The following is a 20,466-nucleotide window of genomic DNA, read 5'->3' as shown; positions in this document are numbered from 1 at the left end:
AAAATATGCCTATCAAAGCTATTATTATTGATGATGAACGATTAGCCAGAAATGAGCTAAAAAAATTATTGCAAAACCACAACGATATTGAAGTAATTGAAGAAGCTGCCAATGTAGATGAAGGGATTGAAAAAATTGAAATGTATCAACCCGAATTAATTTTCCTTGACATTCAAATGCCCGGCAAAACCGGTTTTGATTTATTAGAACAAATTGAAAAAACACCAAAAGTAATTTTTACTACTGCTTATGATGAATATGCCATTAAAGCATTTGAAGTAAATGCATTGGATTATTTATTAAAACCTATTGAACCCAAACGTCTTGCTGATTCAGTAGCTAAGTTGCAAGATGAATTATTTAAAGAAAAATTAGGTTTAAACGGGCAGCCTAATCGTGGACCACTTACTGAAAACGATCAGGTTTTTGTAAAAGATGGCGAGCGTTGTTGGTTTGTAAAATTGGGCGAAATAAGATTATTTGAAAGTGTTGGTAACTACGCTAAAGTATATTTTGGCAATAACAAGCCATTAATTCTAAAATCACTAAATGCATTAGAAGATCGGTTGGATGATAAAATGTTTTTTAGAGCCAATCGTAAGCATATCATCAATCTTCGTTGGATTGAAAAAATTGAACCTTACTTTAACGGCGGTCTGCTTATTGACTTAAAAGGAGGCGAAAAAGTAGAAGTGAGCCGCAGACAAACCGTTAAGTTTAAGGAAATGATGAGTTTATAACTCGTTGTATATACTGCAACTTTTTTTGTGTGTTGCATTTGCAGCACATTTTTTTTAATGTTAAACCTAATTTATGTGCTACACTAAAAATGTGTTTTTAATCATTGCTTTATTTTTTGTTTATGAATCAAATGCTCAAGGGTTACTTGATAAAGTAATTAATGAAAAAGAAGTAACCACCATTGAAAATATTTTAGCTGCAGATGATATGCAGGGAAGGCGAGTTTTTACGCCGGGTGTTGAAAAAGCTGCCAATTTCATTATTAATGAATTTAAACAAGCAGGGTTGAAACCCTTCGACAACAATGGTAGTTACAGGCAAAATTTTATGTTGTTAAAGCCCGATCAGGTTTCTGTTAATGCCAGCATTAATGGCATGCAGATTCCCCAAAATAATTGCATTGTTCGTTCGCCCGAAAAAAAGCTTACCATCAATGAACATTCGGGTTATCATTTAACCTCAATTGCTGCAGGTACTGACTTCTTTTCTCATATTGCACCTTTACTGCAATCGCATGAAAATCAAATAGTGTTTGTAGATACTTCATTTGCTAAAAACTTTCAACGATTAAGTTATTTTTCGCGTCAGTTTTTACAAAATTCTGCCAGTTTAATCTTTGTTCTTACTTCACAAACAAATCCTCAAAGCTTTGAAATAAAGGCGCAACAAAGCTTTAAAGAAATGCCATTAAGCAATATTGTGGGCATTTTACCCGGTAAAACTTTGCCTAATGAATACGTTATTTTTTCCGGTCACTATGATCATTTAGGGATAGGCAAACCGGTTAATGGCGATTCAATTTACAATGGTGCGAATGATGATGCAGCAGGAACAACCGCTGTAATTTTGTTAGCGAAATATTATGCAACATTACATAATAATGCTCGTTCGCTAATTTTTGCTGCTTTTACTGCTGAAGAAATTGGTGAATATGGCTCAGCATATTTTTCTGAACAATTTAATCCCGAAAAAGTAAAGGCTATGTTTAATATTGAAATGATAGGTACAGAAAGTAAATGGGGCACCAATAGTGCATATATTACCGGTTATGATAAAACTAATATGGGCGAGATAATGCAAAAAAATTTAAAAGGCACGCCATTTAATTTTTATCCTGACCCCTACACCGAGCAAAACTTATTTTATCGTTCCGATAATGCAACTTTAGCTAAAAAAGGTGTGCCGGCACATACTATTTCAACTTCTAAAATGGATAATGAACCCAATTATCACAAACCTAGTGATGAAGTGAGCACTTTAAACTTAAAAAACATGACAGCCATTATTAAAGCTATTGCTTTAAGTGCACAAAGTATAGTTAATGGAAAAGATACCCCATCAAGAGTGGATACTACCCAATTGCGTTAAGCACTAAATTTTTACGGGAACGGAATGAATTGCATCGCTTATTTCCTTAATGAGCGATGCATCTTTTTCAATAGCATTACCTACAACAATTATATCGGCACCTGCCTTGCAATTTAAGTAAGCTTTTTCGGCATCAGTAATGCCGCCGCCAATAATTAAAGGTACTTCAATATGTTGAGCTACTAACTTTATCATATCTTCTGTTATGGGACGTTTCGCACCACTGCCCGCATCCATATAAATTAACTTCATCCCCAACATTTCACCCGCCATAGCAGTACACATGGCTATGTCGTTTTTATCGCTGGGAATTGGCGTGGCATTGGAAATATACGAAACAGTGGTAGGGGCACCACCATCAATAACCATATAACCGGTGGGCATTATTTCTAATCCACTTTTTTTAACAAAAGGAGCACTCACAACATGTTGGCCAATTAATAACTCTGGATTACGGCCTGATATCAATGAAAGATATAGTAAAGCATCGGCATACCTGCTTACTTGTGATGGGGAACCGGGAAATAACACAATAGGTATGTTACACGCTTTTTTAATTTGCCGAATACATTCGTCTAAATGATTGGAAATAACCAAGCTACCACCTACAAAAAAATAGTCCACTTTAGCTTGTACAGATAATTGCACTAAAGCTTCAATAGAGGTTTCATTAACCTTGTCAGGATCAATTAAAACAGCAAATGACTTTTTCCCTGCCTGCTTTTTTTCCGTAAGTTGATGGTACAAATATTGCTTCATGCAAAAAATTGTAAGTGACTGACTTATTGCAAAAATGCAAAAATTTTTTGTTTTAATAGCTTAAATTAAGAAGTATCTGCTATAAACTGCTGAAAATCTTTGTTTTCCTATCAAAATACTTCTTATTCATATTATTTACTACAAATAGTTGACCATAATTTGGAATTAATAAAAAAATATTAGCATTTATTTTAGACCAAGTAATTGTGCATTCAGCTGCTTTTTTATTAATTTTCATAAAAACAGTCATAGAAATGTTTTCTTGAACAGTAGCAATAACTTGTGTTTGAAAGGTTCTATAAGCCTGCAATCAATATAAAAAAACATTTTCACATATAGCGAAAATCAACGAAATAGCAAGCAATTTTTCAAAAAATATTATCTACATGTGTTAATATTTTTCGAAATGCAATAGGGGTTTGGGTTAGCAAATTTTCCACAACATTTTTCCACAATCTGTTAATATTTAAGATGTTGTTTTTTAGTTCCTAAAAGATATTTTCGTAAGAAGCTATCCCAATAAAAGGATATCCTTTAAAAAACATTTCGCAACTCTAAACTAATGGCCATGGCACCTGCATCTAAACAAAAAGCACTACAATTCAAGCGCCGTTATACCCGGGAAGGTATAAGTGTATTTGATTTGTTTGAATACGACTATCGTACCAGTATCATTAAAGACCCTAGCGGTAAAGTGGTATTTGAGATGAATAATGTTGAAGTGCCGAAACATTGGAGCCAAATTGCCACAGATATATTAGCTCAAAAGTATTTTAGAAAAGCCGGCGTTCCTCAAGCCGATGGAACAACTGGAAGAGAAACTTCCGTTAAACAAGTTGCCCACAGAATGGCCAATTGTTGGAAGGTGTGGGGGCAGCGTTTTCATTATTTTGCATCAGAGCAAGATGCTCAAATTTTTTATGATGAATTGGTGTTTAGCATATTAAACCAATCATGCGTTCCAAATTCACCTCAATGGTTCAATACCGGCTTATATGAAAGCTATGGAATTACCGGAAAGCCACAAGGCCATTATTATGTTGACCCTGTAGATGAGGTGCTAAAAAAATCTGAAAATGCCTATGAACGGCCGCAACCTCATGCTTGCTTTATTTTATCCGTAAAAGATGATTTGGTAAACGAGGGAGGCATTATGGATTTATGGGTACGCGAAGCCCGCATTTTTAAATATGGAAGTGGTGTTGGTACCAATTTTTCACAAATAAGGGGTGAAGGTGAAAAATTGAGTGGTGGCGGTACTTCAAGTGGATTGATGAGCTTCTTAAAAATTGGTGACAGAGCAGCAGGTGCTATAAAATCAGGTGGAACTACCCGCCGTGCAGCTAAAATGGTTTGCTTGGATTTAGACCATCCTGAAATAATGAAATTTATTAACTGGAAGGTAGAAGAAGAAAATAAAGTGGCTGCTTTAATTGCAGCAGGTTACGATTCCAGCTATGAGGGCGAAGCTTATGCAACAGTTTCAGGTCAAAATTCCAATAATTCAGTACGTATTCCGAACTCATTTTTTGAGAAATTAGAAAAAAATGAAAACTGGGAATTAAAAGCTCGCACAGATGGCAGGGTAATGAAAACAATTCCGGCCCGCGAAGTGTGGGATAATATTTCCTATGCAGCCTGGCGCTGTGCCGACCCCGGTACACAATATGATACAACCATTAATGAATGGCATACTTGCCCAAAAGGTGGCCGCATCAATGCATCTAACCCTTGCAGTGAGTATATGTTTTTAGACAATACTGCTTGCAACTTGGCCTCCATTAACTTGCGTAAATTTTTTGATGAGGAGAATAGTACAATAGATGTTGAAGGAATTGAATACATCAGTAGGTTATGGACTGTTGTTTTAGAAGTTTCTGTTTTAATGGCACAATTCCCCTCAAAAGAAGTAGCTCAACTTTCCTACGATTATCGCACTTTAGGATTGGGATTTGCGAATTTGGGTACCATTTTAATGTTAAGCGGTATACCTTACGACAGTGAAGAAGCCCGCGGTATTGCCGGTGCAATTACGGCAATAATGACGGGTACAGCTTATAAAACTTCAGCTGAAATGTCTACATTCTTAGGGCCCTTCAAAAAATATGAAGAGAATAAAGAAGATATGCTTCGGGTTATGCGTAACCACAGAGCAGCAGCCTATGATGCTGAAGAAGCATATGTAGGATTAGAAATTAAACCTGCCGGTATAAAAGCAAAATATTGTCCGGATTATTTATTAAAAGCAGCCACAAAAGCATGGGATGATGCTGTGCAAATGGGTGAAAAATACGGTTATAGAAATGCACAAACCACTGTTATTGCACCAACAGGAACAATTGGTTTAATTATGGATTGCGATACCACCGGTGTTGAACCCGATTTTGCTTTAGTGAAATTTAAAAAATTAAGTGGTGGTGGCTATTTCAAAATTATTAATCAAGCGGTTCCAAATGCTTTAAAAACTTTGGGTTATACAGAAGCACAAATAAAAGAAATTATAAACTATGCAGTAGGTACCGCTAGTTTTGAAAGTGCTCCCTTCATTAACAATACTACTTTGGCTGCTAAAGGATTTTTGCAAGAAGAGATTGCCAAAATAAATCAAGCAGCTAAATCAGCCTTTGAAATTAGTTTCCTCTTTAATAGATATGCTTTGGGCGATGCCTGCATGCAAAGATTAGGATTTAAAGAAGAGGAATACAGCGATTGGAATTTTAATATGTTAGAAGCATTAGGTTTTACAGAAGAAGAAATTGATGCAGCGAACGATTATGTTTGTGGCACCATGACGGTAGAAGGTGCGCCTCATTTAAAACCTGAGCATTTGCCGGTATTTGATTGTGCCAATAAATGCGGAAAACGTGGTCAGCGTTACATCCATGCACATGGACATATTAAAATGATGGCAGCTTGTCAACCTTTCTTAAGTGGGGCAATTTCTAAAACTATTAATTTACCTCATGAAGCTACCGTTCAGGAAATTGAAGAGGCTTATTATTTAAGCTGGAAATTAGGTTTAAAAGCGTGTGCTTTATATAGGGATGGCTCTAAACTCTCTCAACCGTTAAGCAACAAATCAGACAAAAAGAAAAAAAGCGACGAAACAGCATCAACAGCAAAAGAAGCCACTACCGAAGCAGTAAAACTACCTGTTGAAAGTAGTAATATTGTAGATTTAGGCCAGCTTACGGTTGATGAGTTGTTAGAGGAAGTAACCAAACGCATGAACGCCTCTACAGACACCAAATTGAAACGGGCTTTATCTCGAATTGTTGAAAGAAAAGCCTTGCCAGCAAAACGTAGAGGATATACACAAAAGGCAAAAGTAGGTGGGCAAGTCATCTTTTTGCGTACCGGTGAATATTCCGATGGCACTTTAGGCGAAATATTTATTGATTTAGCCAAAGAAGGTTCAACTTTACGTAGCTTAATGAACTGTTTTGCTATCGCTGTTTCGGTAGGCTTGCAATACGGTGTTCCATTAGAAGAATTTGTTGAAAAATTTGTCTTCACAAAATTTGAACCAGCCGGAATGGTAGATCATCCTAATATTAAAACAACCACTTCATTGGTAGATTTTGTATTTAGAGCATTGGCCTTCGATTATTTGGGAAGAACAGATTTAGTTCATGTTTTAAATAAACCTGAAGTAGGAAATACAGATGATGACTCATCTGAACTATCTTACTTAGGTAAGCCGGAATTAAGTAACATGCGAGTTGTAGCACCTGCTAGTAGTTCACCTGCATCAACTGCAGTTAGCAAAAATGCTACTGCTGTTTCAAAAACAGTAAATAGTAGCGATTTGGATATGGTAAATGCGGCAGCCAAAAATATGCAAAGCGATGCACCTGCTTGTAATACCTGTGGGCATATTACTGTAAGAAGTGGTACTTGCTATAAATGTTTAAATTGTGGCAATAGCATGGGTTGCAGTTAAATTATTCTATTAATCATTTTTTTACAACAACCTGTTTCTATTTATGAAGCAGGTTGTTTTTATTTGTTCCTGAATAGGGTCTAAACCATTACTTTTACATTCTAACTATGATGCAATTCAGCTTTTCTTACAACAAAAAGAAGGTAATACAAGCTCTTCGTTACCATTTTTATGCTCGCCAGGAAGTAAAATTCATGATTATTATAGTTAACTTATATGCAATATTGGCTGCTATTTTGTTCTTTTTTAAAAAAATTAGACCCGAACCATTTGTATTAGGTTCGTTTATTTGGATTTTAATGTTATTGGCCGTTTGGTATATTTTACCCTACACCATTTATAAACGTAGTATTAAAACCTTTACCGATAAGTTTATTATACAATTTACGGATGAAAAAATATTATTGGAAAATGAAAGGGGCGAAGCGCATTGGCAATGGGATGATTTTTCAAAATACATGGAAAGCCCCCATTTTTTTCACCTGTACTTTAATCCAAAATCTTTTTTTTTAGTGCCCAAAGAAGGTTTAGACGATACATATAAACATGCGCTTCGAGAACTGTTTAAGCTGCATATTCATGCTCCAAATTAAATTAGCATTTTTTCCATTATGTAATGCTGAATGTTTACTTCTAAAAATTCTTCCGAAGCTATGTGGTAGCCCAATTTTTCATAAAATCCAACCGCCGACTTTCTTGCATGCATACATAAGATTGAATAGCCCATATCTTTTGCAAAGTTTTCCGCAAAGCTCATCAGTGAGCGCCCAATGCCTCGGCCCTGTAACCCGTCAATAACGGCCATTTGACGTAACCTAACTTTCTGTTTGTCTATTGGTGTTAAAATGCAACAACCCTCTAATTTATCTTCCTCAAAACACCCAATTAAAATATCATTTTTTTCTTTTTCCAGTTCTGATTCGTTAAAAAACAAACCCAACGGCTTGCGTAAAATTTGGTAACGTAATTCTACCATTTGTCGGTATTCTTCAGTGCCATAATCAATAATCTTAATAGCCATTCTTTCCTAATTTTTTACAAGATAAAAATCATTTCTAAAATTGTCGAAAAATGTGCAAATCAAAAAATGTTATTAAGCTGTTTAAAAAACTTGTTAAAACAAAATTGGTATAATTTATTGGAGTTTTGCCAAAAAACATATTTTTGCGCCTGTAACAAAACTTTTTACAATGTCAGACATCGCAACAAGAGTAAAGAAAATCATTGTCGACAAGTTAGGTGTTGATGAAGCAGAAGTAACCAATGAAGCTTCATTTACTAACGATCTCGGTGCCGATTCTTTGGATACCGTTGAGTTAATCATGGAATTTGAAAAAGAATTCAACATTTCTATTCCTGATGAGCAGGCTGAAACCATTACCACCGTTGGCCAAGCAATTACTTATCTGGAAGAACATGCCAAATAAGCTTTTACTCCATTGATGGAATAATGAATCCGCCTTTCTAAGGCAACATGCTAAAGATGGGCGGATTATCTCTTAAAAACAGGTACTTAAACTATGCAATTAAAACGCGTTGTCGTAACCGGCTTGGGGGCCCTTACTCCCTTAGGTAATACGGTAGCTGATTACTGGGAAAACCTTATAAAAGGGGTTTCCGGTGCTGCTCCTATTACCCAATTTGATGCCTCAAAATTTAGAACGCAATTTGCCTGCGAGGTAAAAGGATTTGATCCTGTTCAGTATTTAGATAGAAAAGAGGCAAGGAAAATTGACCGCTTTACACAATTTGCTTTAGTTGCCAGCGATCAGGCAATGGCCGATGCCGGATTAAATAAAGAAAATATTAATCCCGATAGAGTAGGTGTTGTATTTGCCAGTGGAATTGGTGGTTTGATTACTTTTCAGCAAGAAGTAATGGATTTTGCAAAAGGTGATGGAACTCCTCGTTTTAATCCATTCTTCATACCTAAAATGATTTTAGATATTGCCGCAGGGCAAATATCAATGCGTCACAATTTGCGTGGTCCTAATTTCGCTGTTGTAAGTGCATGTGCCAGTAGCACAAATGCAATGATTGAGGCATATAATTTATTGCGCCTAGGAAAAGCCGACATTATACTTACAGGTGGAAGTGAAGCCGTAATTAGTGAAGCAGGCGTAGGTGGCTTTAATGCCATGAAAGCCATGAGTGAGCGCAATGATGATCCCACTACTGCCAGCCGTCCTTACGATAAAGACCGCGATGGTTTTGTAATGGGTGAAGCAGCCGGCGTTGTAGTGTTGGAAACATTAGAACATGCTTTGGCTCGTGGTGCAAAAATTTATTGTGAAATAGCCGGTGGCGGAGCAACTGCTGATGCCTACCATATTACAGCACCTCATCCCGATGGATTAGGCGCTCAAAATGTAATGAAAGCTGCTTTAGAAGATGCAGGCATGCAGCCTGAAGAGATTGATTACATTAATACGCATGGTACATCTACCCCATTAGGTGATATTGCCGAAGTGAAGGCAATTGTAAATGTTTTTAAAGAACATGCCTATAATTTGAATATTAGTGCTACCAAATCAATGACTGGACACTGCTTAGGTGCTGCCGGAGTTATTGAAGCTATTGCCTGTATTCAAAGTGTGGTGCATAATATTGTTCCACCAACCATTAACCACTTTACCGACGATCCTGAATTAGATCCTAAACTAAATTTTACTTTCAATAAAGCACAATCTAAAACCATCAATGCTGCACTTAGCAATACCTTTGGCTTTGGAGGACACAATGCCTGTGTAATTGTAAAAAAATTTGTAGCTTAACGCTGTGCAAATGTTACCGAATATTTTTAGGTCATCAGATACAGCTTTGGTAAAAGAATTGAAAAACGTACTGGGTATTAAGCCTGGTAAAATTTTATTGTACAAAATAGCTTTAAGTCATCGTTCGGTAAAAGATACTCCTGAAGAAAATAATGAACGTTTGGAATACTTAGGTGATGCCGTTTTAAGTGCGGTAGTTGCTGACTATTTATTTAAGCGTTACCCCGCAAAGGGCGAAGGGTTTTTAACCGAAATGCGCAGCAAAATGGTGAATAGACAGCAATTAAATGATATTGCTGTGAAAATGGGTTTAAAAAAAATAACGCGCTTTAATAAGTTTGATGGCTCACTAAAAAGCAGCCAAATTTTTGGTAACACATTAGAAGCAATTACCGGCGCTATTTACTTAGATAAAGGCTATGAAAAAGCCCGAAAATGGGTAATCAAGCAAATATTAATTCCACATATGTTTATTGAAGATTTGGAATTAATTGATATTAACCTAAAAAATAAATTGATTGGCTGGGCAAATCGAAATGGTAAATTATTAAACTTTGAATTGGTAGATGAGAAATTAGAAGGAAGTAGGCGTGTATTTACTATTAATGCAGTATTAGATGGTGAAATATTATCCGTAGGTAAAGGTTTTAATAAAAAAGATGCCAGCCAGGCCGCAGCACAATTAGCCATTGAAAAATTAGGGCTCTAAAATTGATTAAGCACTTATTTAATACATGTAGTTAACTTGCATTCGAAATTTTTATACAGCGAAATCAAGTAACATGCTATTAGAAGTATCTCAAATTAAAAAACAGTACACCCCCCCTACCTCTTCTTCATTAGTACTCAATAATATTTCTTTTCAGCAAAAAGAAGGACAAAAAATAGCGGTAACAGGAGCTTCCGGATCCGGGAAAACAACACTTTTAAAAATTATTGCCGGTTGGGAACAGCCTGATTTGGGTGTGGTTATATTTAAAGGTGAAAATGTGAAAGGACCTGAAGAACAGTTGTTACCCGGGCATAAAGGCATTGCCTATCTTTCTCAGCATTTTGAGTTATGGAACAATTATACTATTCATGAAATTTTGCATTATAATACCCAACTTTCTGAAAAAGAATCGAAAGAGCTATTCCAAATTTGTAGAATAGAACATTTATTGAAAAGAAAAACCAATCAACTTTCTGGAGGAGAACGTCAACGGGTTGCTTTAGCACGCTTACTAATTACTAAACCTCAATTGCTTGTATTAGATGAGCCCTTTTCTAACTTAGATTATGAACATAAGCAAATTCTAAAAGCAATTTTGTCGGATATAGAGCAATACGAAAACATGAATTTTCTTTTGGCTTCGCATGATGCTAATGATGTTTTGCCTTGGGCCGACTTGGTGTTGGTTTTGCAAAAGGGAACTTTAATTCAGAAGGCAACACCACACGAAGTTTACTATAATCCCATCAATGAATATGCTGCTGCACTTTTTGGATATTACAATGTGCTTCCTTCAGGTATAGTGCCAGCTCAACTCATGCCCGAAAATCGTAAACACAGCAATAGTTTTATCGTTAGGCCGCATCAACTTCAAATAAGTAATTCCAATGCCCCAACTTCACTACAAGGCAGCGTAAAAGAAGTATTGTTTTATGGTAATTTTTATTTGCTAGTGGTTGAAACAACATTAGCAGGAACAATTTTAGTTAGTCATTCCAATAATCATGTTGCAGTTGGAAGCCAGGTGAACATTGAGTTTTACAATCTTTAATTATTTCGATTGAATTTCTTGAGACAATTCAACTAATACACCATTTGTTGTTTTAGGCATTAAAAAACTAATTTATTATCGGCACCCTGGTGCGGTTTACTATTAATAAAACTGAATCCTTCATTTTCAAGTGGTTTCACTTCTTCAAGTATATCTGCAATTTCAAAGGCAATATGGTGAATCCTTTCGCCACGGTGCTCAATAAATTTGGAAATAACTCCTTCTGGTTGCAAACTTTCCAATAATTCAACCTTCGCATCTCTTATTTTTAAAAATTCGGTGTTTACTATTCTGTTTCAACCATTTCGGTTTTGTAGCAAATAGTATTTAATAAAGCCTCAAAAAAAGGAACAGATTGTATTAAACCATTTACCGCTATGTCAATATGTTTAAGATTTTTACATAAATATGTTGAGATTATGATTAAGAAAACAGTTGTGTTATTTTCAATAACCTATCATACAACTGAATATACTACATTCGTGTAATTTGTGGATATAAAGCGTTTGATGTATGATGCAATTGCCTATTTATTTTGATTACAATGCTACCACTCCCGTTGACCCAAGAGTATTGGAGGCGATGCTGCCTTTTTACACTGTTCATTTTGGTAATGCTGCCAGTAAAAACCATGTATTTGGATGGCAAGCCGATGAAGCGGTAAATATTGCCCGTGAACAAATTGCTGCATTAATTCATGCAAATGCAAATGAAATTATTTTCACTTCAGGTGCAACGGAAAGTGTAAACCTTGCTTTAAAAGGAATAGCTGAAAGTTATGCATTAAAAGGTAATCATATAGTTACATTAATCACAGAACACAAGGCTGTATTAGATACCTGTAAGCATTTGGAACAGAAAGGCGTTGCCGTTACTTATTTGCCAGTACAATCAAACGGTTTGGTGAATTTGAGTGATTTAGAATCAGCAATTCAACCTAATACCATTTTAATTGCTGTAATGTATGCCAATAACGAAATTGGCGTTATACAAAATATTGCGGCAATATCTGCCATAGCTAAAAGACATAATGTGTTGTTTTTTTCCGATGCCACACAGGCAGTAGGCAAGATTCCAGTTAATGTATTGCAAGATGGCATTGATGTAATGGCTTTTAGTGCACATAAAATGTACGGTCCAAAAGGGGTAGGCGCTTTATATGTACGCAGAAAAAATCCAAAAGTAAAATTAATGTCTCAAATAGATGGTGGCGGCCATGAAAAAGGTATGCGCAGCGGTACCTTAAATGTGCCAGGCATAGTGGGTTTTGGAAAAGCAGCTGAAATTTGTCAACAACAAAGGGAACAAGATGCTACCAACACAGCTTACTTGCGTAATAAGTTAGAAGCTGCTTTATTACAACTAAAAGGAACCATTATTAATGGAAGTGTTGAACATCGCTTGCCGCACGTTAGCAATGTGTCTTTCCAAAATAGGGATGGGGATGCCTTATTAAGGGCGTTTAATAAGCATATAGCCGTTAGTTCAGGTTCGGCCTGTACTTCAGCTACTTTACAACCTAGCCATGTGTTAAAAGCTATTGGCATGCCGGATGATTTGGCGCTTAGTTCAGTGCGATTTAGTTTGGGTAGATTTTCTACAGAAACGGAAGTAAATGCAGCCATTCAACTTATAGAAAAAACTTTGCAGCAACTGCCAACTATTTAAACGGAACCGGTAAGCTTTTGTTAAACTAGTGCATTTTAAAATTGAACCAATCAGCCCTAAAATTGTAAATGCGTTCTGTTCAACAAAGTTTTAATAACTTTGTAATAATAATAAAATTAAAGTTTTATGGTAGCAATGGAAAATGCAATACACATTAGCGATAAGGCTCGTGAAAAAGTATATGAGCTAATGAAAGAAGAAGGAAAAGATGCTGCTACACATTTTTTACGCGTAGGTGTTGTAGGTGGCGGCTGTTCCGGATTAAGTTATAAAATGGACTTCGATAATGAAATAAAAGCCGGCGATCAGGTGTTTGATGATAATGGATTTAAGATAGTAACCGACATTAAAAGCTTGTTGTATTTAGTAAATACAGTTTTAGAATATTCTGATGGCTTAAATGGTAAAGGTTTTCAATTTAATAATCCCAATGCCAGCCGTACTTGTGCATGCGGTGAAAGTTTTGCTGTTTAAATTGAGTGATAACCAATATATAAGGCTGCAATTGTTAAGATTGCAGCTTTTTTTTATAAATAAACGTATAATTTTTTTTAAAACCTTGTTGTAGAACTAACTTATCGCTTAGTTTTGAAGAGTTATGTGGATGATTTGTAAAAAAGAATGGAACCAATTTTTCAGCAGCATTACAGCATACGTAGCGCTAATTATTTTTTTATTGCTGAATGGTTTGTTTTTATTTGTTTTTCCCGATTCAAGTATGCTCAATTTCGGCTATGCCACTTTAACCCCATTTTTCGATTTTGTACCTTGGGTATTGCTTTTTTTAATTCCAACAATTACTATGCGCAGTTTGGCCGATGAATATAAATCGGGAACTTTTGAATTATTAAAAACCTGGCCATTAAAACCGGCTGCTTTGGTTTTTGGAAAGTTTTTAGGTGCTTTTTTAATCATTATTGCAGCCTTAATTCCTACCTTGGTATACGCATTTTCTTTGCAACATTTAAGTAGCAGTGGGGGGTTAGATATTGGTGCAACCATAGGCAGTTATATTGGATTACTTCTATTAAGCGGCGCTTTTATTTCCATTGGCTTAGCGGCAAGTAGTTTTACTAATAACACCGTTGTAGCTTTTATTGCCGGAGCCTTTGTTTGTTTTATGCTATATATTGGCTTTGATGCCCTAAGTAAACTGCCCGTTTTTAGTGGAACGCTTGATTATTATATTGAAATGTTGGGAATCAATTTTCATTATCAAAGTGTGAGTCGTGGAGTTATAGATACCCGTGACCTTGTTTATTTTTTTGTGATTATTTTCTTTTTCTTATTCATTACTCAAAAAAATATCATTCAACGATAATTTTTTAAATCAGCCATTAATTTGAAATAAATAAATAGTCGGTAGAAAATTTGCAACTCATGAACCCACAAAAAATACTGCAAAAGAAATATGGATGGATTGTACTTCTCATATTATTCGCATTGCTCATTTTACTATCGGCACAATTACATACACGTATTGATCTTACAAAAGAAAAGCGTTATTCATTAAGCACTTCAACAAAACAATTGCTTAACCAATTAAAGGGCGATGTAGAAATAAAAGTATTATTGAGTGGAAAATTAAGTGCAGGATTCAGGAAACTAAAAAACAGTACTTCGGAATTATTAGAAAATTTTCGCTCTTATTCTAATGGACATCTTCATTTTACCTTCATACAACCTGGAGAAGGGTTATCTGATTCTCTAAAAATGCAACTGTACGATAGTTTAGTACACATGGGTATCAAGCCTTTTAATAATCAATTGCAAGAAAGTGATGATGCACAAACCGAAAGAATTATTTTTCCCGCAGCTATTGTTGAGTATAATGGAAAGTTAATTCCTGTTGATTTAATGAGTGGTAAAAGTGGCATGGATGAAGAAAGTACTTTGAATTATTCAGAGGCTTTGTTGGAATTTAAATTTGATGATGCTATTCAAAAATTAACTACCAAACAATTTCCTGTTGTTGCCTATGCTGTTGGAAATGGCGAGCCTTTAAATCCAACAGTCAATGATTTGTTTACCACTCTAAGCAATAATTATCGCTTTGGCATATTCGATTTAAAAAATGGTATTTTAAATGCCGATACTATTAAGGCTTTAATGATAGTAAAGCCACAAACGGCATTTACTGAAGATGAAAAAATTAAAATTGATCAATACATCATGCAGGGTGGTAATGTACTTTGGTTTATTGATAGATTATACGCTGAATTTGATAGTTTACTAAGAGCTAAAAGTGATTTTGTTGCTTTTGATAAAGGATTGAATATTGATGACCAGTTGTTTAAATATGGCGTACGAATTAATCCCGATTTATTGCAGGATTTGAATTCAGCTAAACAACCTTTGGTGGTTGGCAACATGGGTGGGCAACCCCAAATACAACGCATACCATTTCCATATTATCCACTATTAACTGCACCGGAAAATCATCCTATTTCTCGAAATTTAGATCAGGTATTAAGCATATTTCCATCATCAATTGATACGGTTGAAGCAAAAGGTATAAAAAAAACCGTGTTATTGGCAACTGATACAACCAGTCGAAAATTGGGAACACCTGCTATTGTTAGTTTAAGAAGCATAAGAACCGAAGGCGATTTGCAAACATTTACAGATAGTAAAGTGCCAGTGGTGGTATTATTAGAAGGAAAATTTAAATCACTTTATGCCAATCGTTTTGATAAGGCCATGCAAGATTCAGTTGAAAAACTAACTGGAGTGCCCTTTATGTCGCAAGGTGAGAAAGTAGCCACACAAATTGTTGCGAGTGATGCGGATATTGTTACTAATGTCGTTACTCAATCTAATGGCCCTTTACCCATGGGTACACAGCAGTTTGAAAATTATCAGTTTGCCAATAAAGAATTCTTATTGAATTGTCTTGACTATTTAGTCGGTAATCGTGGTATTATTGAAACCAGAAATAAAGAATTTACACTTCGTTTATTAGACAAAACAAAAGTAAAAGATAATAAAACCTTTTGGCAGTTTATCAATATTGCTTTGCCAATTGTTATTATATTAATATTTGGCATAATTTTACAATGGTATAGAAAGAAAACGTACACAAATATTTAATTGAATGTTAGCTAATCAAATTGTTTACCTTGTTTTTGGTGTAGTGTTATTAATTGCTTTAACTGCTGATTTAGGTTTAATGAGCAAGAAGGGGAAAGCTATTAAAATGAAATCAGCTGTATATCTTACCATTTTTTGGGTTGCATTAGCTATGGCATTTTTTGTGTTTATGTGGATAGAGGAAGGACAGAAAAAAGCTATAGAATATATCAGTGCTTATTTAATGGAGTGGAGCTTGAGCATAGACAATATTTTTGTTTTTATCCTGATTTTTAACGCGTTTAAAATAAAGGAAATATTTTATTCCCGAGTGTTATTAATAGGTATTTTAATGGCAATTATTTTGCGTGTAGTTTTTATTTCCATAGGGGTTGGCATGGTTGAGCGTTTTCATTGGGTGTTATATTTGTTTGGTATATTTCTGCTATATACCGGCTTTAAAATGTTTAAAGCTGATGATGAAAAAGAATTTAATCCAAAAGAAAGTAGGGTATACCTTTTTCTACAAAAATTTTTTCCATTAACTGCTTCTGATGGGAATGGCCGATTTATTATTAGAGTAAACAATAAGCCCCAATACACCATTCTGTTTGTAACAGTAGTAATTTTAGCTACAGTTGATTTGGTATTTGCACTCGACTCAATTCCTGCCGTAATGGGTATTTCTCAAGACCGTCTGATTATTTATACTTCCAACATATTTGCCATATTAGGGCTTCGTAGTTTGTTTTTTTTACTGCGAGGTGCCGTAAACAAATTTGTATACCTTCAACAGGGTATTGCTATTGTTCTAATATTTATAGGTTTAAAAATGATTGGTGAGCATTGGATAGATTTAATTTTAACCAAAAATGAACAGGTATTTGTTTCGTTATTGTTAATTATAGTTTGTATTGGAGGGTCGGTATTGTATTCTATTTTTTATGTTAATCAACAACGGAAAAAAAATAAATTGTTGTGAGTTATTCTGTTCAACAAATTGCCAATATTATTCAAGCTTCTGCTAAGATTAATTATCCATGCAATATCAATTATTTATTAACAGATACTCGGCAAGTAATTGACGCGGATAGTAGTTTGTTTTTTGCTTTAGGTACGCATCCAACCCGAAATGGGCATCATTATATTCCTATTGCCTATAATACCGGTATTAAAAATTTTGTGGTTCAACTTGATTTTGATGATTCTCCATATCCGAATGCTAATTTTTTTAAAGTGTATAAACCTTTGGAGGCTTTACAAAAATTAGCGGCTTTTCATCGATCACAATTTAATTTGCCCGTAATTGGTATAACCGGCAGTAACGGGAAAACAATAGTAAAAGAATGGTTGTTTCAGTTACTTAACTCCGATTATAAAATTGTACGCAGTCCTCGCAGTTACAATTCACAAATTGGTGTACCATTGAGCGTTTGGCGCATGGCATCATATCATCAATTGGGTATTTTTGAAGCAGGTATTTCTTTGCCCAATGAAATGTCCTCTTTGCAAAAAGTTATTCAACCAACTATTGGTATACTTACTTCTATTGGCGATGCCCATAATGAGGGATTTGAAAATTTGCAGCAAAAAATTCAGGAGAAGTTATCGTTGTTTCAAAAAGTAGACTGTTTTATTTACTGTACAGATGATCTTCCTAAAGAATCAATTTTACCCAACGTCCCCACTTTTTCTTGGGGAAGTGATATAGCTACAAAAGTTCAGATTATCGATTATAATTACCAACTTAATAAGACCCTTGTTCGTTACAAGTATAACGAAAATGTAGATACGTTAGAAATACCTTTTACCGATAAAGCATCTATACATAATGCATTAACTTGTTTTTGTTGTTTACTGTATTTGAAGGTTAGTGAAACTATTATTCACCAACGCATGCAGCTTTTGCAACCTATAGATATGCGTATGCAATTAAAAAAAGGAATACAAGATTGTACCATTATTAACGATAGCTACAGTAATGATATTGATTCCTTTGGAATTGCTTTAGATTATTTACAACAACAAGCAGCTGGAAACAGAACAACGGTAATTGTTTCTGATTTTTTAGAATCAGGAATACCCACTCAACAGTTGTATGAAAATGTATCTCAATTATTAAAGCAAAAGAAAATTAATCGTTGTATTGCCATTGGCAACAATGTTGGTCATTATCAACAAACCATTGCTGCTGCGGTTGAAGAAGCATACTTTTTCATGGATACAACACATTTTCTAAATGAATGGTTTCGTTTTTCTTTTCAGTCTGAATATATTTTATTAAAAGGAGCACGCAAGTATGCTTTTGAAAGAATTGCCAATATTTTAGAATTACAAGTTCATGAAACAATTTTAGAAGTGAACTTAACAGCCCTTGCACAAAATCTACGAACATATAGACAACTATTAGCTCCCACTGTAAAAACAATGGCCATGGTTAAAGCATTTGGCTATGGCAGTGGCAGTATTGAGGTAGCAAAAGTTTTACAGTTTTACCATACCGATTATTTAGCTGTAGCATACATTGATGAAGGAGTAAGTTTACGAAAAGCAGGTATCGCTTTGCCAATTATGGTAATGAACATTGAAGAGAGTGGTTTTAATGCCATGGTAGAATACGGGTTAGAGCCTGAAATTTTTTCTTTTCAATTATATCATCTATTACATAAGTTTTTGTTAGATCAGGGCATTGAAAATTTTCCGGTGCATATTAAAGTTGATACCGGTATGCATCGCCTAGGCTTCAATTCAAATGAAGCTAATACCTTAGGTAATTTGTTGTCTTCCAATTATACCATGCATGTTAAATCTGTTTTTTCCCATTTAGCTTCAGCAGAAAATGCTTTGCATGATCATTTTACAAAACAACAAAATGATGAATTTATTTATTTCAGTTCAACTTTACATTCCATTTTAAATTATCAATTTTTACGTCACATTGCCAATTCTGCTGCTATTGTTAGGCATAAAAATTTGCAATATGATATGGTGCGATTAGGCATTGGTTTGTATGGAGTTAATAGTGCAGCTGAAACCAATTTACATTTACAGCCTGTCGCTTCATTAAAAACAACCATTGCTCAAATTAAACATCTAAAGCCGGGAGATAGTGTGGGATATAATCGAACAGCTGTTGTTCAGGAACCCACAACCATTGCCACTATAAGAATTGGTTATGCTGATGGGTTTAGTAAACGATTAAGTAACGGTATTGGATTTGTGTTTATAAATGGGCATCGTGCACCTGTAATTGGAAGTGTATGTATGGATATGACAATGATAAATATTTCACACATACCTAATGTTAAAGAAGGCGATAGTGTAGAAATTTTTGGAAAAAATATTGGTGTGGAAGAGATAGCAAAATGGTGTGCAACCATACCTTACGAAATCTTAACCGGTATTAGTCAACGTGTTAAGCGCGTATACTTAAATGAATAAAAAAAGCATCACTTCATTCAAGAAGCAATGCTTTGTAAGGTAATCATAGAACACAATCTGTTTAAAAAACCGGCTACATTATTCCTCAATTTATTTCCTGTATGCCCACTGCCGGTTTTAATTAATTATCAGAGGGAGTACCATCATATCCATTATAGTATGTAGGCTTGTTGCTATTATTGTTATAATAGGTAGTGCCTTGTTTATAATAATTCTTTCTAGCATTACTTATGGCTTGATCTCTTTCTTGTTTTAATTCTCTAATAGTAGCTCTTCTTTCTTTGCCGGTCATGCTATCATCTTCCCGGGCTGACCTTATTTTCTGGTCATAATCATGTTGGATAGTCATTATTTCACGATCTAATCTTGAAGGTCTTGGATTGTAACCATAACCATAATCGTAATAAGGGTAACCGAACCAAGGATAGCCAAAACCAATTCCCCATCCTAAACCAACATATGGACTATAATAGGGGGCATAATAAGGAGCATAACCTCCTACCACCACGGTAGTTCTTCCTCCTTTTAAACCTCCACCACCAAATCCTCTTTGAAATGCTCCGTTATTAAAATGAGGTTTTACGGTTGCTGAAGCTCCGGTAACAAACATCAGAGCAAATGCAGCTATTAATAATTTTTTCATAATCTTCAAATTTTGTTGTTCGGATATATGACTATAAAAGGGTACAGAAATAACATGGCTTGTTAAGAAAAATGTAGGTTATAACATTTATTTAAATGTTTAGCCTTTAACCCCTATTTGAGTAATGGATTTTTACAAAAAAATAGGTTTAAGCAGGAAACTTATCTTTATTTGGTTAAAAACCTTACTTTTGCGTCCCCGAATGCGGATGTGGCGAAATTGGCAGACGCACTAGACTTAGGATCTAGCGCCGCAAGGCATGTGGGTTCGACCCCCTCCATCCGCACAAAATTTACC

At 35.1% G+C, this 20,466-nt stretch carries 18 protein-coding genes and 1 tRNA gene; 15 read left to right on the top strand and 4 right to left on the bottom strand.

Annotated features, from left to right (window positions below):
• Positions 1–5: 5 nt before the first annotated feature.
• Both ACP5P5_RS04245 and ACP5P5_RS04240 read left to right on the top strand, forming a co-directional pair.
• The gene (locus ACP5P5_RS04245; RefSeq protein ID WP_428284866.1) at positions 6–740 is read left to right on the top strand and encodes a LytR/AlgR family response regulator transcription factor; all 735 of its coding nucleotides are present in this window, start codon (positions 6–8) and stop codon (positions 738–740) included.
• Between the two features lie 73 nt (positions 741–813).
• The gene (locus ACP5P5_RS04240) at positions 814–2,109 is read left to right on the top strand and encodes a M28 family peptidase (protein WP_428284865.1); all 1,296 of its coding nucleotides are present in this window, start codon (positions 814–816) and stop codon (positions 2,107–2,109) included.
• Positions 2,110–2,112: 3 nt separating this feature from the next.
• On the opposite strand, the gene ACP5P5_RS04235 is transcribed toward ACP5P5_RS04240, so the two are convergent.
• Positions 2,113–2,868 carry a geranylgeranylglyceryl/heptaprenylglyceryl phosphate synthase gene (locus ACP5P5_RS04235; protein ID WP_428284864.1) on the bottom strand — a complete coding sequence of 252 codons (756 nt, stop codon included), beginning with the start codon at positions 2,866–2,868 and terminating at the stop codon, positions 2,113–2,115.
• A 568-nt stretch (positions 2,869–3,436) separates the two neighbouring features.
• Here ACP5P5_RS04235 and ACP5P5_RS04230 point away from each other — a divergent pair.
• Together ACP5P5_RS04230 and ACP5P5_RS04225 are read left to right on the top strand one after the other, a co-directional pair.
• On the top strand, positions 3,437–6,811 hold the full coding sequence (locus ACP5P5_RS04230; protein ID WP_428284863.1) for a vitamin B12-dependent ribonucleotide reductase: 3,375 nt from the start codon (positions 3,437–3,439) through the stop codon (positions 6,809–6,811).
• Between the two features lie 107 nt (positions 6,812–6,918).
• The gene (locus ACP5P5_RS04225; RefSeq protein ID WP_428284862.1) at positions 6,919–7,404 is read left to right on the top strand and encodes a YcxB family protein; all 486 of its coding nucleotides are present in this window, start codon (positions 6,919–6,921) and stop codon (positions 7,402–7,404) included.
• On the opposite strand, the gene ACP5P5_RS04220 is transcribed toward ACP5P5_RS04225, so the two are convergent.
• Positions 7,401–7,832, bottom strand: coding sequence for a GNAT family N-acetyltransferase (locus ACP5P5_RS04220; protein ID WP_428284861.1), 432 nt, complete (start codon positions 7,830–7,832; stop codon positions 7,401–7,403). The genes ACP5P5_RS04225 and ACP5P5_RS04220 overlap by 4 nt on opposite strands.
• A 169-nt stretch (positions 7,833–8,001) precedes the next feature.
• Here ACP5P5_RS04220 and ACP5P5_RS04215 point away from each other — a divergent pair, with 169 nt between their 5' ends.
• From ACP5P5_RS04215 to ACP5P5_RS04200, 4 genes are all read left to right on the top strand, one after another.
• A complete protein-coding gene (locus ACP5P5_RS04215; RefSeq protein WP_068244159.1) occupies positions 8,002–8,238 on the top strand; it encodes an acyl carrier protein in 237 nt (78 codons plus the stop codon).
• Positions 8,239–8,331: 93 nt separating this feature from the next.
• Positions 8,332–9,585: a beta-ketoacyl-ACP synthase II gene (gene fabF / locus ACP5P5_RS04210; RefSeq protein WP_428284860.1), complete on the top strand. Its 1,254-nt coding sequence runs from the start codon at positions 8,332–8,334 to the stop codon at positions 9,583–9,585.
• 10 nt (positions 9,586–9,595) lie between these two features.
• Positions 9,596–10,294, top strand: coding sequence for a ribonuclease III (gene rnc / locus ACP5P5_RS04205; RefSeq protein ID WP_428284859.1), 699 nt, complete (start codon positions 9,596–9,598; stop codon positions 10,292–10,294).
• 73 nt (positions 10,295–10,367) lie between these two features.
• Positions 10,368–11,348 (top strand): ABC transporter ATP-binding protein, encoded by a 981-nt coding sequence (locus ACP5P5_RS04200; RefSeq protein WP_428284858.1) that lies wholly within the window; start codon positions 10,368–10,370, stop codon positions 11,346–11,348.
• Between the two features lie 59 nt (positions 11,349–11,407).
• Here the strand turns inward: ACP5P5_RS04200 and ACP5P5_RS04195 are convergent, their stop codons facing one another.
• Positions 11,408–11,581 (bottom strand): VOC family protein, encoded by a 174-nt coding sequence (locus ACP5P5_RS04195; protein WP_428284936.1) that lies wholly within the window; start codon positions 11,579–11,581, stop codon positions 11,408–11,410.
• A 280-nt stretch (positions 11,582–11,861) separates the two neighbouring features.
• Here ACP5P5_RS04195 and ACP5P5_RS04190 point away from each other — a divergent pair, with 280 nt between their 5' ends.
• The 6 genes from ACP5P5_RS04190 (at position 11,862) to ACP5P5_RS04165 (ending at position 19,526) form a co-directional block, all read left to right on the top strand.
• Complete coding sequence (locus ACP5P5_RS04190) at positions 11,862–13,016, top strand: cysteine desulfurase family protein (RefSeq protein WP_428284857.1); 1,155 nt, start codon at positions 11,862–11,864, stop codon at positions 13,014–13,016.
• A 135-nt stretch (positions 13,017–13,151) separates the two neighbouring features.
• Complete coding sequence (locus tag ACP5P5_RS04185; protein ID WP_428284935.1) at positions 13,152–13,490, top strand: HesB/IscA family protein; 339 nt, start codon at positions 13,152–13,154, stop codon at positions 13,488–13,490.
• Between the two features lie 124 nt (positions 13,491–13,614).
• Positions 13,615–14,337 carry an ABC transporter permease gene (locus ACP5P5_RS04180; RefSeq protein WP_428284856.1) on the top strand — a complete coding sequence of 241 codons (723 nt, stop codon included), beginning with the start codon at positions 13,615–13,617 and terminating at the stop codon, positions 14,335–14,337.
• A 59-nt stretch (positions 14,338–14,396) separates the two neighbouring features.
• A complete protein-coding gene (gene gldG / locus ACP5P5_RS04175; RefSeq protein WP_428284855.1) occupies positions 14,397–16,106 on the top strand; it encodes a gliding motility-associated ABC transporter substrate-binding protein GldG in 1,710 nt (569 codons plus the stop codon).
• A gap of 4 nt (positions 16,107–16,110) precedes the next feature.
• On the top strand, positions 16,111–17,067 hold the full coding sequence (locus tag ACP5P5_RS04170; RefSeq protein ID WP_428284854.1) for a TerC/Alx family metal homeostasis membrane protein: 957 nt from the start codon (positions 16,111–16,113) through the stop codon (positions 17,065–17,067).
• Positions 17,064–19,526 (top strand): bifunctional UDP-N-acetylmuramoyl-tripeptide:D-alanyl-D-alanine ligase/alanine racemase, encoded by a 2,463-nt coding sequence (locus tag ACP5P5_RS04165; RefSeq protein ID WP_428284853.1) that lies wholly within the window; start codon positions 17,064–17,066, stop codon positions 19,524–19,526. The genes ACP5P5_RS04170 and ACP5P5_RS04165 overlap by 4 nt, the downstream gene beginning before the upstream one ends.
• Before the next feature lie 121 nt (positions 19,527–19,647).
• On the opposite strand, the gene ACP5P5_RS04160 is transcribed toward ACP5P5_RS04165, so the two are convergent.
• Entirely contained in the window at positions 19,648–20,169 is a 522-nt protein-coding gene (locus ACP5P5_RS04160) for a hypothetical protein (RefSeq protein ID WP_428284852.1), read from the bottom strand.
• Positions 20,170–20,373: 204 nt separating this feature from the next.
• Between ACP5P5_RS04160 and ACP5P5_RS04155 the strand changes: the two genes are divergently transcribed.
• A tRNA-Leu gene (locus ACP5P5_RS04155) sits at positions 20,374–20,455 on the top strand.
• The last annotated feature ends 11 nt before the right edge of the window (positions 20,456–20,466 follow it).

It is taken from the genome of Hydrotalea sp. (assembly GCF_049968455.1).
Taxonomy (GTDB): Bacteria; Bacteroidota; Bacteroidia; order Chitinophagales; family Chitinophagaceae; genus Hydrotalea.
The sequence above is the reverse complement of the archived record's forward strand: the minus strand, read 5'-3'. Positions and strand labels throughout refer to the sequence as shown.

Coding starts and splice junctions, on each gene's coding strand:
- ACP5P5_RS04245 (WP_428284866.1), top strand. CDS start 6: ATGCCTATCAAAGCTATTATTATTGATGATGAACGATTAGCCAGAAAT.
- ACP5P5_RS04240 (WP_428284865.1), top strand. CDS start 814: ATGTGCTACACTAAAAATGTGTTTTTAATCATTGCTTTATTTTTTGTT.
- ACP5P5_RS04235 (WP_428284864.1), bottom strand. CDS start 2,868: ATGAAGCAATATTTGTACCATCAACTTACGGAAAAAAAGCAGGCAGGG.
- ACP5P5_RS04230 (WP_428284863.1), top strand. CDS start 3,437: ATGGCACCTGCATCTAAACAAAAAGCACTACAATTCAAGCGCCGTTAT.
- ACP5P5_RS04225 (WP_428284862.1), top strand. CDS start 6,919: ATGATGCAATTCAGCTTTTCTTACAACAAAAAGAAGGTAATACAAGCT.
- ACP5P5_RS04220 (WP_428284861.1), bottom strand. CDS start 7,832: ATGGCTATTAAGATTATTGATTATGGCACTGAAGAATACCGACAAATG.
- ACP5P5_RS04215 (WP_068244159.1), top strand. CDS start 8,002: ATGTCAGACATCGCAACAAGAGTAAAGAAAATCATTGTCGACAAGTTA.
- fabF (WP_428284860.1), top strand. CDS start 8,332: ATGCAATTAAAACGCGTTGTCGTAACCGGCTTGGGGGCCCTTACTCCC.
- rnc (WP_428284859.1), top strand. CDS start 9,596: ATGTTACCGAATATTTTTAGGTCATCAGATACAGCTTTGGTAAAAGAA.
- ACP5P5_RS04200 (WP_428284858.1), top strand. CDS start 10,368: ATGCTATTAGAAGTATCTCAAATTAAAAAACAGTACACCCCCCCTACC.
- ACP5P5_RS04190 (WP_428284857.1), top strand. CDS start 11,862: ATGATGCAATTGCCTATTTATTTTGATTACAATGCTACCACTCCCGTT.
- ACP5P5_RS04185 (WP_428284935.1), top strand. CDS start 13,152: ATGGAAAATGCAATACACATTAGCGATAAGGCTCGTGAAAAAGTATAT.
- ACP5P5_RS04180 (WP_428284856.1), top strand. CDS start 13,615: ATGTGGATGATTTGTAAAAAAGAATGGAACCAATTTTTCAGCAGCATT.
- gldG (WP_428284855.1), top strand. CDS start 14,397: ATGAACCCACAAAAAATACTGCAAAAGAAATATGGATGGATTGTACTT.
- ACP5P5_RS04170 (WP_428284854.1), top strand. CDS start 16,111: ATGTTAGCTAATCAAATTGTTTACCTTGTTTTTGGTGTAGTGTTATTA.
- ACP5P5_RS04160 (WP_428284852.1), bottom strand. CDS start 20,169: ATGAAAAAATTATTAATAGCTGCATTTGCTCTGATGTTTGTTACCGGA.